Origin of the sequence: Rathayibacter sp. AY1B7, assembly GCF_002932735.1 — a bacterium.
Lineage (GTDB): Bacteria > Actinomycetota > Actinomycetes > Actinomycetales > Microbacteriaceae > Rathayibacter.
Genome location: NZ_PSWK01000007.1, coordinates 39,158 through 51,459, shown reverse-complemented (window position 1 = coordinate 51,459; position 12,302 = coordinate 39,158). Strand labels below are relative to the sequence as shown.

Below are 12,302 nucleotides of genomic sequence, written 5' to 3'. Positions count from 1 at the left end.
GACCAGAACAAGTATCCAATCCCAGAGAATCCTTCAACCAACCCGCCCGGTAGACGATCCCCATACGGAACGCTCCCGGCACCTTGGTGCGGTTGGACGGTCGAGGAAATCACTGCTCATCTGCTCAGGGGCGTCAGAATGGCGAAATGATCGACGTCGACCTGGCACTGAGCCGCTTCGTAAGCGGAGTCGACGCAGAGGGGCTCCGCGCCCTGGGCGTCGTCATACGGGTCGGTGATCAGCAGAGACAACACCGCTGGCGCAACGACGACCGCACGACCATCTACTCGGTCTCCAAGGGCGTGTCGGTCCTCGCCGCTGGACTCGCCTTCGATGAGGAACTGCTGACCCCTGCCTCGCGGGTCGGACAGCTGCTACCAGCCGCCTCCCTCGGAGCGGACGTCGACGGAGTGACGATCGAGCACCTGCTGTCGATGACCAGCGGTATCGACTTCCCGTGGTTCGAGAGCGACCCCTGGCCGGAAGCCGACCTTGCACACGCCATGCTCAGCAAGCCTTCCCGCGGGCCCGGCCTCGTCTTCCAGTACTCCGACGCCAGCACGTACGTCGCGATGCGGATGCTGGGCGCGATCGTCGGCGACGTCCGAGACTGGCTGATCCCCAGGCTGTTCACACCGCTGGGCATCGACGATCCCGAGTGGCACCGATGCCCGCACGGATGGATCATCGCCGGCAGCGGCCTCGAGCTGCGAACGGAGGAGTTAGCCAGCGTCGGCCAGCTCCTCCGCGACCGCGGGATGTGGAACGGCCGACAGTTGATCAGTGCACAACGGATCGACCACATGCACAGTTCGTGGATCGACACGGGCGGCCCCGCTCCGTTCACGCGCTACGGCTTAGCGGGCTGGGACGGACCGCGTGACTGCTGGCGACTCGACGGTGCACGAGGACAGTACGTCGTCGTAGACGCTGCACGCGACGCCGTCATCACCATCACCGCCGACGAGCCAGAACGCGACCACCGGCTCGCTGAACTCGGCGCGGACGCCCTACTCGGATAACAACGCCGGAGGGGCATAGGCACCCGGCGACTCCCTACAAGATCACCGTTTCGGTGGACGATCCCCCTACGGGACGGCTTTCCGGGCAGCCAGCCATTCGCACTGGGCTCGGTCTAGGCGCTGCGCACGGTTAGGAACCAGGCGGTGTCACGACTGGCCTTTGTCGTCGCGATACCGAGCAAGTCGATCGGGTCGGCGCCCAGGGACGCCGGGTCCATCTCGTGCGGGCCCGCGGTGCAGTCGATCGTCTCCACCGCGCTCGTCGTTGTGGTTGATGCGCCAGTTACCGCCGAGGAGTCGAGATGCAGGTCGAGAGTGCCGTCGCCGTAGCAGTAGAAGGTGATGGACGTTGGCGACTGCGGCTCACCGAAGACCGATTGCATGCGGTCGCCGTCCTGACCAGCCTCGGAGTCGGACGACAGCACGGCGAGGTAGGGGCCGTCAGCATCGATCTCGACCTGGCGATCCAAACGCCACTGCGCCACCTCGGCCGGGTCGACGGGGCTCGGTGTGCAGGCCGTCAGCGCACAGAGGCTCACCGCGATCACCACGAGTGCTGCTGGGCGACGGCTCATGTCCACACCCTAGATCGGTCCCCCCGCTCTGAGCGAGGGATGAACCTCCGGCCGATACAGGCGGCCCGTTCAGCGATCCCCTTACGGGACGCTCTCGGTCGCGAGTCGGTTGCTCCTCGTGGTGAGAGCCGCGTCACGCCTACTGTTCTCCCGTGGGAGAACTCAAGGGAACGAGCGCGGCGGCGGTCGAGGCCGCTTCTCGTCGCGCCGAGGGGTGGATACGCCGTGGTTGAACGTCTGGACAGTTGGGATCCGAGTGGACTCTCGCCGGACCGGCAGACATCACCCCGCCAACGACGGTTGTTGAGACTGTCGCTCGTGCTGGGCGCTCTAGCCGTCCTGGCGGCCGCGGTTCTGTGGGTGGGTGATCTGCTGTTCGGCGTGCATGGCCCTTCGCACTACGTCAGCATCACCAACGACACCGGAGCCTCACTCACCTGGTCCTGCTCCTGGTCCGATCTTCACCTCGCCGCCGGGGAGACGGGTCAGCTGCGCATCCTCGACCAGCCCGACCAGGACTACGGCTGCGTCCCACAAGCAGCGACCCCCTTCGTAGCGGCGGCGCACAACAACGACATCTGCCCGTCGCTCAACTCGATGACCGAGGGAAGGCAGTTCACGGCAACCGACTTCGCGAAGACCTACCGCTGCCCGTAGCTGCATACGCGACCGGTGAACGATCCCCAAACGGGACGCCTGTAAGACGGTCCGTCAAATGGGTCGAGTGCAGGCTTCGTCAATCGCTTCTTGCTCGTCGTCGGTCAGCCACGCTTCGCTCGTGCTGGGGAACCATCCCTGGTTCGGCCACTGGTCGATGAAGTCGGTGCGGCTGGGCGCGTCGGGGTTCTCGATGCCGTTCGCTTCGTAGCAGGGCACGAGGTACTCGGTCAGGTAGCTGTAGAGGTAGTCGATCTGCTCGGACGTCATGGGCACCACGGGGGTCGTGGGATAGCTCGACCAGCAGGTGAACGCGGCGACCGATTCGGCTTCCGTCGAGGCGGACGTCATGATGCTGACGGGTCCGCCGCCGGCGGCGTTCGAGCCGAGGTCGACCGTTAGGCCGGCCGCGGTGAGGCAGCCCAGGAGTGCTGTCGAATCGTTCGGGTCGCGGTATTCCTGGAACGGGTCGGCGGGTCTCGTCGCGTCAGGGAAGCCTGCCAGGACTCCTTCCCATTGGCGGTCCTGCTCCTGGATGCGCAGCTGCTCCTGCTCGTCGGGCGCGAGAGGTGTTGGGGCGGGAGAGGGACCAAGATCGGGCATCGGGTAGGCGACGACAGAGGAACTGGTCGCCTCAGGGGTGGGGCCAGGTGCGAGAGCCCACGTCGAAACCAGGGCGACCGCGAGGACGACGACGGCGCCGGAGGCGACGATCCAGATCACCCTCGCGCGGCCGGCTGGCGTGGGGTGGGTGCGGCTCTCGCCCAGGGCGGCGGCCGCGATGGATTCCGGTTCGTCGAAGGACCGCACGCGCTCGATGGCTTCTGCCGGCTCGAGGCCGGCCAGCTCCTCATCTATCCCGTCTCGGATCGCGGAGGCGACGTCACGAGGGACGGGCCGTAGCGCCCGATCGAGCCGCTTCAAGTAGGTCTGGACCTCGCGGGGTGCGCTGGTCGGGGTCATGTGTCGTCTCCTGCCACGATCGCTTGGACGGAACGGGTGAAGGGCTCCCACTGGCGGCGGAACTCGCCCAGCTCGGCCTGTCCGGAGGGGGTGAGCTTGTAGTACTTCCGGACCGGGCCCGAACCGCTCTCCCCTGCGTAGGAGGTGATCAGACCGCGATCCTTCAACCGCCCGAGCACCGGGTAGAGCGTGCCGATGCTGGCGATCATGCCCAGCGACACCAGCTCCTCCGACAGGCGCCAGCCGTACATCGGCTCCCGCGATAGGAGCCCGAGGGCGCAGTACTCCACCACGCCCTTCCGGATCTGGGCCCCCACGTCGACTGTCATGCTTTGCATGTTAGCGTGCGATGCATACTAGCGGTGGTGGGAATCTGTCGGTCCGACTACCGCGCAACAACCAACGAAGGTGTCCCACGATGACGACTGCTTCCACCGCGTCACGTCTCTCGACTTCAGCATCCGATGGATCTGTGAACGCGTTCATCGGCTGGACCGCCGCCGGCGTGGTCACTGTGCTCGCCGCCCTGGTTCTGATGTTCAGCAGCTTCATGGTGGCTCTGGGGATCACGGACGCGGATCCATCCGAGGGAGCCATCGCGATCGGCGCCGGCGGTGTAGGTGTCATCATCTGGATCGTCGTTGCCGCTGTCGGAGGTTACGTCGCTCCCCGGAGGCTCTCGCGTCGTCCTGTTCTCGTCGCGTGGCTTCCAGCTGTGGTGAGTGCCCTCTGGTGCGGGATCGCTATCGGCCTGTTTCCCGTCCTGCTCGAGAACGTCGTCTTTCCGATGTCGTTGACCCCCGTGCCGATGAGCCAGCCGCTCCTTTTCCAAGCGTTGATTCTTACGGCCGGTGCCATCCCGGCTGGAGCGGGGTTGCTGGTGATCAATCTCGTGTTGCGCGTGATCAGAGCGCGCCGGGGCCGAGTCGCGACGCATACGAGAGGTGATGCGCCTGACGTCGGGAGTCAGAGCTCCTCGTGATCCATGGCGAGAGAGGACTGGACATCAACTAGATGAGGCACGGCGTCGGCTCAGCGCCCAGACCAGCGCGCCCGCGAGGAGCACCGCGCAGGTCAGCCCGGCGACGTGCAGGACGAGCGAGAGCGTCCCGTTCTCGGGGAGCAGGAAGCCGTAGGGCACCCACCCGTCGGTCGCTCCGCGGACGAGCACGACGACGACCCAGACGATCGGGTAGGGCAGGACCACCCACAGCCGTCGCCAGGAGAGCGGTCCGCGGTCGGCGACGACGATCCAGTCGAGGAGGACGAGGGCGGGGAGCGCCACGTGCAGGACGGCGCTGACCCAGGGCGGGGCCGTGCCGGTACCGGGGACGAGGGTGTTGTAGATCACGGCGACGACGATCAGGTAGGCCGTCGCCGCGCCGCGGACGTAGCTCAGCCACACCGGCGTCGGACGGCGGGCGAGCGCGACCGATCCGGCGACGATGAGCACCGCGCTCGCGAGGAGGCTGGTCTGGTTCGTGAAGTAGCCGAAGTAGTCGAACGGATTCGGGTCGCCGGCCACGATGCTCAGCGCGTAGGTGTGGAGGATCACCGCGACCGCGGCTGCACCGACGGCGATGCGCGCTACACCCACGAATGGGCGGGTCGGTGCCGGGGAACTCATCGGGTCAGCCTAGGAGCCGTTGGGCTTCCTGCTGGCCCGCGACAGACGTTCCCCCTTCGGAACGGTGCTGAGCATTTCAGGCCGAGACGCGACCACGAGGAAAGCGGTGACGTCGCTTAGCCTGAGCCGGTGGGGACGTTCTCGAAAGTGCGCAGCACGGTCGCGGTCGCGGTCGCGGCATGCCTAGTGGTCATGACGGGATGCACGGCGCAGCCTGCACCACCGACTCCGCCACCGGCGACGAACACCGAAGACGGCTCCACCTCTCCACTGACCGGCGACCTAGGCGTAGCGACCTTCACCGGGAACGACGGGACCACCGGCGCCGTCCAGTTGAGCGCGGCGGACGGCCGGCTGGCCCTGACATCCGACGAGCTCGTCATCCCCACCGCGTCTTCCGGTTCCGTAGCGGTCATGGGAGCGCTCGATCCGATCGACGCGGATACCACCTGTTTCGACGTCGATTTCCCGATGCGTCTCGCGGACGCGGAGTCAGGGAAGCCCTACAAAGCGTGGCGGAACCTCGCAGAGTTCCATGGCGACCCGACAGCGATCAATCAACTCGTTCTCACGACCCGCCCGCAGGACGACCCCGACTGCTCAACCAAAATCCTCGCCATCGCTGACGTCCAGTGGAACGTGGAGCCGCAGCGCAGCACCCTCGTGGCCCGGGACGCCGGCCCACGTGCAGCAGCGCGTGGCGAGGTGTCATCCGCGGACGGAGTGCCGACGTCGTACACGGTCGCTCGCAACGACCTCGCAGAGGACGTCGCGGCACGATTCGGCATGACGGCCGATGACCTGTTCTACCTCAACCCGTTCCGCTTCCCTTCGGACGAGATTCTGCGCGTCGGTGAAGAGCTGAACCTCACTGTCGCGGCGCGATGACCTCCCCCCGCGGGTACTCGATACCGGGCCTGGCGTTCCGGCTCTTGATCAATCCTTCGGAGTGCAGTGCATGATGTCCCGATGAACGTTGGAGAGCCCCCGCAACCGAGTGCAGCGACGCCCATCGTTCTCGCCTTGGTCTTCGGCGGTCTTGCAGCCGCCCTGGGAGCCGTAGCCTCCATTTACATGTGGGACCCGAGCGAGACGTGCAGGACCCGCGGCGGAGGCAGCCTGACGGGAGAGGGGTTCCTCTGGAACCCGCTGTGCTCAGATGGTTCAACCGTTCAGCCGATATGGATGACGTTGTCGACTGCTGCGGCGTTGATCGTGGCCGTGACATGCGTCGTCATTGCGGCCAGCCGTCAAGTTGAACGTGACGGACAGGAAATTGCGTCGCCCGACGTTCTGCACGACTACTCGCGCCAGACCCTGCCGGAGGACAACGGGCTCCGCAAGCTGGGCGATGAGTGGTGAGAGATGGCAACTCCGGGGGGGCACCCTCCCGATGAGCGTTAGACAGTCTCCTCGGCCGGATCACGCGATCCCCCTCGTTTTCGCCGTGATCTTCACCGTTTTCGCCGCCGCTCTCGGGTTGATGTCCTCTCTCTACATGTGGGATCCGGCAGAGGCGTGCGAGGTTCGTGGAAGCTACTCCAGCTCCGAGAGCTTCCTGTGGAATCCGCTGTGCGTGGACGGTTCGGCTGTCCAACCGCTGTGGATGACGGTGGCTGGCGCTGCCGCATTGATCGGTGCCGGCGTCTGCGTCGTCCTCGCGATCGCTTTTCGAGTGCTCAACCACGAGCGGGAAGTCCCGCCGCCCGTCGTCTCGCACTGGGAGTGAGCAGTCAAAGGTAGATTCGCCGGATGACGACGACTCGGACCTCCCACTCGACTCTCGCCCTGCTGCTCGCCGTTCCGGTGTTCGCGCTCGTCGGTTGCGCCGGTTCGACGGCGGGGGCTCCGGCATCGACGTCGGCCGCCGCGCCGGCGTCGACCGCGACCGCCGCCCCGACGTCCGCCCCCGCTACTCCGGCGGCGACCGCGACTGCGGGTGCGGCGGCGGCTGGTCCGGTGTGGCCGGCGGACCCGTGCCGGGACACGCAGCTCACGGTCACGGTGGAGGACCGGCCCGAGCTTTCCGGGGCGGGCCAGGAAGAGTTCGCGATCGTGCTCACGAACGCCTCGGATCAGGCGTGCTCGTACTTCGGGTGGCCGGGCGTTCTGATGCTCGGTGCCGATGGGACGCAGCTCACCACCGCCGGCACGTCGGGTGCGGAAGCGTTCCCGGGGGCTCTCGCTCCGGGTGAGTCGGCGCAGGCGGAGGGCCAGCTCTCGGCGGTCGGCGCGTACGACTGCACGCCGACGACCGCGACGACTGTCCGGGTGCTCGTCACCTCGGACGGCGCCGGACCGGGAATCGACACGCCCTCCGATTTCCAGGTCTGTGGCGGGGACGGTCGGAGTGACTTCACGACCGGGCCGCTCACGCCGGCGTCCTGACTCTTCTAGAGTCGCGGCTGCGGTCATGGACGGGCTCGAGGGTGGAGACAGCTTCGTGCTGTTCCTGGTTCTAGGTGCCCTTCCCTTCCTCCTTCTGGTCGCCGTGGTTTCGGTCGTCACGATCGGCATCCTTCAATGGATCGGAGGGCGGGGGCGGCCCCGTCCGTAGACTGAGTGCAACCACCCCTTCGGCACGGCGCCGACCGGAACTCAAATGAGTAAATGAAGCAATGAGCACATGGGTGTGGTGTTGATCGCTTTGTGGCGGCAGTCTTTGATCGCTCCTTGACGTCGCGCTACGCGTGCGTCGGATCACCGAGGATTTCAGCGAGTCAGGAATTTCGCGAGAAACGTGCGGTAAATCACTGTGAGCTGCTGCAGATCGCTTACCACGACGTGTTCGTCGATCTGATGGATTGTGCTGCTGATGAGGCCGAATTCGGCGACCTCGCCATAGTGGGCGATGAATCGCGCATCGGAAGTTCCTCCGCCGGTATCCAACGAGGGAGTTCGCCCGGTCACGGATGTTACCGCCTCGGATAACAGCGCGACGTGGCTCGATCCAGCAGTGATGAAGGGGTCGCCACTTACCTCGACTAAGAGGGTGAAATCGGTTGCGAACTCTTCTGCCGCCCGGCGGATCAAGCCCTCGAGGCTCTCGGCTGAATGAAGGTCGTTAAAGCGAATGTTCAGATGCGCGGTTGCTTCGGCGGGCACCATGTTGTTCGCCGCATTGCCGACGTCGATCGTGGTGATCTGGAGACTCGACGGCTCGAAGCACTCGGACCCCTCGTCGAGTGGTGTTGTGGCGAGTCGGTTGAGAACGCGGATGAGGCGGTGCACCGGGTTGTCGACGAGGTGGGGGTAGGCAACGTGCCCCTGGAACCCGCGCACCGTCAGGTTGGCGTTAAGGCTTCCGCGCCGTCCGATCTTGATCACGTCGCCGATCCGCTCCGGGTTCGTCGCTTCGCCGACAAGGGTGAAGTCCGGCATGTCGCCGCGATCGGCGAGCCACTCGAGCACACGCACGGTGCCACCCGTGGCCGGCCCCTCTTCGTCTCCGGTGATCAGGAGGCTGACCGACCCAAGGTCGAGCACTTCGGGCTGCGTCTGCGAGACCGCTGCGAGGAAAGCGGCGATGGCGCCCTTCATATCGCTGGCACCTCGACCGATGATCGTCCCGTCGCGGAGTGTCGCATCGAAGGGGTCGGAGCTCCACTCGTTAGAGCCTGGGGGAACGACATCGGTGTGACCGGCGAAGCACAGGTGCGGTCCGTCGATTCCTCGGCGGGCGTAGAGATTCGGGGTGCCATCGAAGTCCAGCCGATGAACGATGAAGCCAAGGCTCTCAAGTACGCCTGCCACGACATCGAGGGCTCCGTCGTCGCTCGGAGTGACCGAAGCACATCGGATCAAAGACTGCGTGAGCGCGACGGGGTCCACGGGAGCGAAACTATTCGGCACGGAGACACCGTACCTGCAACATCAACTGCATCTCGGAAAACAACAGCTTTCTAAGACGCCCGGTCGGCATCGCTGTCGCGGTGTCGGGTCCGCGCGATTCCGAGGTCGCAGATGTCTCGAAAATGCGTCTCAACAGAAACCGTCTCAGGGTCATGACCGCGAGGAGTTTGTGAGTCACACTGGTCGAGTGAGACTTCTTGGATACACCCGCGTGAGCACATCGAGTCAGGATGCGCAGTTGCAGCTCGACGCGCTGGTGGCTGTCGGCGTTCAAAAGCGCGACGTGTTCGCTGATGTCACCTCCGGGAGCAAGACCGCGATCGAGCGCCGAGGGATGAAGAAGCTCCTCGAGCATGCAGAGTCCGGTGACACCGTGGTCGTGTGGCGAGTTGATCGGCTTGGCCGCTCCTTGATGGACGTCCTGAACACGGTGAACCTGCTGCGTGACCGCGGCATCCAAGTCCGGTCTATCTCTGATGGCATCGATCCGGCGACGTCGACGGGCCGGCTGATGCTCAACATGCTGGCCACCCTCGCCGAGTACGAGCGCGAACTGATCGTCGAGCGGGTGAATGCGGGGATCGCAGCGGCGCGGCAGAACGGCACACGCTTCGGCCGCCCACTGTCCGATCCTGCAGTAATCGCCGACAAGCTCGCCATCGCCTCCGATGCTCGAGCGAAGGGCCGCACCGCCGAAGACGCAGCACGACTCGTTGGCTGGAGTCGCGCCACCCTCTACCGTCACCAGCAAGCCCTCGCCGGCCGCGAGAGCACCGCCATGTAGCAAATGCCATAGACGGTGACGAGCGGTGGCGAATTCTCCGACTTCACGTCGAAGATCAGATACCCCTCGCCGCCCTCGCACGAGACATCGGCATCGGCCTCCGCACACTACAGCGCTGGCATCAGCTCTACCGAGAAAGCGGCGTCACTGCTCTCGATCCGCACCAGCGATCGGACGCTGGTGTACGTCGAACGCCGCCTGAGCTCGTGGCGTTCATCGAACGACTGGCTTTGAGCAGGCCGCGACCAGCGCTGACCACGCTGCACCGCCTAGCAAGCGCTGAAGCAGATCATCATGGCCTGTCGGCGCCGAGCTACGCCACCGTCAGGGAAATCGTGCAAGCTCTAGACCCGGCGCTCGTAACACTCGCGTTGGAAGGACCGGCCGCCTATCGAGACAAGCACGAGCTGGTGTTTCGCCGACGCGCCGAACGTCCCAACCACATGTCGCAGGCGGATCACACCGAACTCGACATCCTCATCATGGGCACCGGGGGCGCGCCCGATCGGCCGTGGCTGACGATCGTGATGGACGACTATTCGCGCGCGATCTGCGGCTACATCGTCTTCGCCGGGGCACCGTCCGCGATGAACACAGCACTTGCTCTCCGTCAGGCGATCTGGAGAAAGCCCGACCCGACGTGGGCTATGTGCGGGATACCTGACGTTCTCCACGTCGACCACGGCTCCGACTTCACCAGCCACCACCTCGAGCGCACCGCCATCGAGCTGCGCATCCGCATCATCCATTCCATCGTCGGCAGACCCCAGGGCCGCGGCAAGATCGAACGCTTCTTCCGCACCATCAACACCGAACTCCTCGCTACCCTCCCGGGGCACCTCGGGCCCGGCAGCAGAAGCCCCCACCCAGTACTTGATCTGGCGGCCCTCGACCAGGCGATCGGCGCCTTCGTCAGGACCTACAACGAGCGCCCGCATCGCGAGCTCGAAGCCTCTCCGCGAGACGCATGGGTTGCTGACGGCTGGCTCCCGCGTATGCCTGACAGCCTCGAACAGCTCGATGGGCTTCTTCTCACTGTTCCGAAGAATCGCGTCGTGCAGCGCGATGGCATTCACTTCCAGGGCCAGCGCTACCTCGCCCCGACGCTCGCACCCTTCGTCGGGCACACCGTCACGATTCGATATGACCCACGTGACGTCTCAGAGATCCGGGTCTACGACCGCGACACCTTCGTCTGTGTTGCCGTCGACGAAGCTCACCCCAACCTCCGACTCAGCCTCCGCGACATCGAAGCCGCCCGCCGCGCCCGCCGACGACAACTCCGGCACGTCATCAACGACCGCATTCCCACCGCCACCGTCCGGGAGGAGCCGCACAGCGTCGCGCCCGTTCCCCATCGGCGCCGGCTACGCACCTATGAAGAGGACGAGTGATGAACCAGGCCTTCATCGTGACCAAAGAGCACCGACGCTTCACCGAGTTCGCCAACGCCGTCCGCAAGGAACGAACCATCGGCATCTGTCACGGTGATGCTGGTGTCGGCAAGACCAACTCCGCCCGCCGCTATGCGAACTGGGACGCTCTCGAGCCCTACATCAACGAATGGGGCCCGCGAGGAGATCACGACGCCAAGCACTACGCCCTCGCCAACCGATCCCGCACCGTGTTCTACACACCCGAAGTACTCTGCCGACCCAAAGACCTCATGCACGAGTAGTCCCGCTGAACGATCCCGATACGGGACGGTGCTGGCCCCGCCTGCCGGTTGCAAGTAGACAAAGGCGCGGTCTTGAGTACGGTGGCGCCGTGAAACGAACAGGCGAGGGAATGGCGGGACCGCATTGCGCCGCTACGGCGCTCATTGCTGCTGGCGCACTGATGCTCGCCGCGTGCTCAGGTTCACCAGCTCCGGAGGGTGATCCGATCCGGGCAGCTCGCGCGTTGCGCGACGCGCCGCTGATCGTGCAGGAAGGCAACGCTGCCGACACCTGCGGAGAGTTCGTGCTTGATCAAACCGAGCTCGTGCCCATCAACGCGGTCGCATGCCTCGACACGGCAGCAGCAGCGGGCGAGGAGGCGGAGCTCGCCTGGAGTTCTCTCACGGATGAAGGGGATCCCGTCGTCTCTTTCGCCTACACGGCACCCTGGAACGCAGGGATCGTCTTCTCTCTGACAAACGAATACAACTCCTACGCGGATGATCACGGTTGGACCACCGGCCTCTGCCCGGACGCAACCACCGCAACCTCCGATTTCAGCCCCGAGACGTGCCCCGGTCCTGTGGAGGGATGAGTCCACGCGGACGACGAAGATGGCCCGCTCAACGATCCCCTTACGGAACACATGATCGTGGAGTGCTGAACCTTCTGATTCATGGCGTGTTCACCGACGTGCCGGACCATGATGCTCATGGAAACACGAGAACTGGCATGGGGCATTCTGGCGTGGCCTGCCGTTGCGGTCCTTGCGCTGCTGCGAACTGTGGGCAGCTGGGATGTATCGGGCGGGTCCGCAGCAGGGCTCATCGCGGGCACGGCAGCTGCGTTCACTGTCGCGGGCGCACTCCTGTGGCTTCCCTCGAGTCTCTGGCTCGACCGGCGGACACTCCGCTTCCCGCGCGTCGGGCGGGCGGCCGCGTTCCTGGGTCTGGGACTCGTGATCGGCGCCGCCGCCTCCACCGCGCTGGTACTCGCGTCGGGAAACGCGACCTGGCCCTCCTCCGCGGGCCTCATCACGGAATATGCAGTCACGGCAGGAATCGCTTCCCTCCTCGGCTGGCTCCTCGCCGCCACCCTTCGTGCGAAGAAGCTGCCGATCGTTCAGACGGCGGCGAATCGCGTGAACCGCTGAATGATCCGGGT

General features: G+C 65.4%; 16 protein-coding genes and 1 pseudogene. 12 read left to right on the top strand and 5 right to left on the bottom strand.

Translation table 11 applies throughout. From position 1 onward, the window contains the following. The first annotated feature begins 146 nt into the window (after window positions 1-146). Window positions 147-1,022: a serine hydrolase gene (locus C5C95_RS05700; RefSeq protein ID WP_104324002.1), complete on the top strand. Its 876-nt coding sequence runs from the start codon at window positions 147-149 to the stop codon at window positions 1,020-1,022. Window positions 1,023-1,135: 113 nt separating this feature from the next. Here the strand turns inward: C5C95_RS05700 and C5C95_RS05695 are convergent, their stop codons facing one another. Then, window positions 1,136-1,597 carry a hypothetical protein gene (locus tag C5C95_RS05695; RefSeq protein WP_146087056.1) on the bottom strand — a complete coding sequence of 154 codons (462 nt, stop codon included), beginning with the start codon at window positions 1,595-1,597 and terminating at the stop codon, window positions 1,136-1,138. Between the two features lie 303 nt (window positions 1,598-1,900). On the opposite strand from C5C95_RS05695, the gene C5C95_RS05690 reads away from it, so the two are divergent. Beyond that, the gene (locus C5C95_RS05690; RefSeq protein WP_146082270.1) at window positions 1,901-2,254 is read left to right on the top strand and encodes a hypothetical protein; all 354 of its coding nucleotides are present in this window, start codon (window positions 1,901-1,903) and stop codon (window positions 2,252-2,254) included. A gap of 54 nt (window positions 2,255-2,308) precedes the next feature. Here C5C95_RS05690 and C5C95_RS05685 read toward each other — a convergent pair whose 3' ends face one another. Together C5C95_RS05685 and C5C95_RS05680 are read right to left on the bottom strand one after the other, a co-directional pair. Beyond that, on the bottom strand, window positions 2,309-3,178 hold the full coding sequence (locus C5C95_RS05685) for a hypothetical protein (RefSeq protein WP_146087055.1): 870 nt from the start codon (window positions 3,176-3,178) through the stop codon (window positions 2,309-2,311). Between the two features lie 35 nt (window positions 3,179-3,213). Further along, the gene (locus tag C5C95_RS05680) at window positions 3,214-3,546 is read right to left on the bottom strand and encodes a PadR family transcriptional regulator (protein ID WP_104223417.1); all 333 of its coding nucleotides are present in this window, start codon (window positions 3,544-3,546) and stop codon (window positions 3,214-3,216) included. 143 nt (window positions 3,547-3,689) lie between these two features. Between C5C95_RS05680 and C5C95_RS05675 the strand changes: the two genes are divergently transcribed. Continuing rightward, complete coding sequence (locus C5C95_RS05675; RefSeq protein WP_104323999.1) at window positions 3,690-4,199, top strand: hypothetical protein; 510 nt, start codon at window positions 3,690-3,692, stop codon at window positions 4,197-4,199. Window positions 4,200-4,223: 24 nt separating this feature from the next. Here C5C95_RS05675 and C5C95_RS05670 read toward each other — a convergent pair whose 3' ends face one another. After that, entirely contained in the window at window positions 4,224-4,844 is a 621-nt protein-coding gene (locus tag C5C95_RS05670) for a Pr6Pr family membrane protein (protein ID WP_104323998.1), read from the bottom strand. A 129-nt stretch (window positions 4,845-4,973) separates the two neighbouring features. Between C5C95_RS05670 and C5C95_RS17370 the strand changes: the two genes are divergently transcribed. The 4 genes from C5C95_RS17370 (at window position 4,974) to C5C95_RS05655 (ending at window position 7,232) form a co-directional block, all read left to right on the top strand. Then, window positions 4,974-5,732 carry a LysM domain-containing protein gene (locus C5C95_RS17370; protein ID WP_181125581.1) on the top strand — a complete coding sequence of 253 codons (759 nt, stop codon included), beginning with the start codon at window positions 4,974-4,976 and terminating at the stop codon, window positions 5,730-5,732. A 297-nt stretch (window positions 5,733-6,029) separates the two neighbouring features. Further along, a complete protein-coding gene (locus C5C95_RS17365) occupies window positions 6,030-6,206 on the top strand; it encodes a hypothetical protein (RefSeq protein ID WP_181027276.1) in 177 nt (58 codons plus the stop codon). 85 nt (window positions 6,207-6,291) lie between these two features. Then, complete coding sequence (locus C5C95_RS05660; protein ID WP_104223367.1) at window positions 6,292-6,573, top strand: hypothetical protein; 282 nt, start codon at window positions 6,292-6,294, stop codon at window positions 6,571-6,573. 77 nt (window positions 6,574-6,650) lie between these two features. Further along, a complete protein-coding gene (locus C5C95_RS05655) occupies window positions 6,651-7,232 on the top strand; it encodes a DUF4232 domain-containing protein (protein WP_146085357.1) in 582 nt (193 codons plus the stop codon). Window positions 7,233-7,556: 324 nt separating this feature from the next. On the opposite strand, the gene dapE is transcribed toward C5C95_RS05655, so the two are convergent. Beyond that, window positions 7,557-8,675, bottom strand: coding sequence for a succinyl-diaminopimelate desuccinylase (dapE, locus tag C5C95_RS05650; protein WP_219813989.1), 1,119 nt, complete (start codon window positions 8,673-8,675; stop codon window positions 7,557-7,559). 208 nt (window positions 8,676-8,883) lie between these two features. Between dapE and C5C95_RS05645 the strand changes: the two genes are divergently transcribed. From C5C95_RS05645 to C5C95_RS05625, 5 genes and pseudogenes are all read left to right on the top strand, one after another. Then, complete coding sequence (locus C5C95_RS05645; RefSeq protein ID WP_104323997.1) at window positions 8,884-9,480, top strand: recombinase family protein; 597 nt, start codon at window positions 8,884-8,886, stop codon at window positions 9,478-9,480. Window positions 9,481-9,488: 8 nt separating this feature from the next. Next, entirely contained in the window at window positions 9,489-10,874 is a 1,386-nt protein-coding gene (locus C5C95_RS05640; RefSeq protein WP_104258140.1) for a Mu transposase C-terminal domain-containing protein, read from the top strand. Next, window positions 10,874-11,155, top strand: a pseudogene (locus C5C95_RS05635) (AAA family ATPase); the annotation flags it as partial. The gene C5C95_RS05640 and the pseudogene C5C95_RS05635, both read left to right, overlap by 1 nt. Window positions 11,156-11,247: 92 nt before the next feature. Beyond that, complete coding sequence (locus C5C95_RS05630) at window positions 11,248-11,733, top strand: hypothetical protein (RefSeq protein ID WP_146078953.1); 486 nt, start codon at window positions 11,248-11,250, stop codon at window positions 11,731-11,733. A 108-nt stretch (window positions 11,734-11,841) separates the two neighbouring features. Then, the gene (locus C5C95_RS05625) at window positions 11,842-12,291 is read left to right on the top strand and encodes a hypothetical protein (RefSeq protein ID WP_104226379.1); all 450 of its coding nucleotides are present in this window, start codon (window positions 11,842-11,844) and stop codon (window positions 12,289-12,291) included. The last annotated feature ends 11 nt before the right edge of the window (window positions 12,292-12,302 follow it).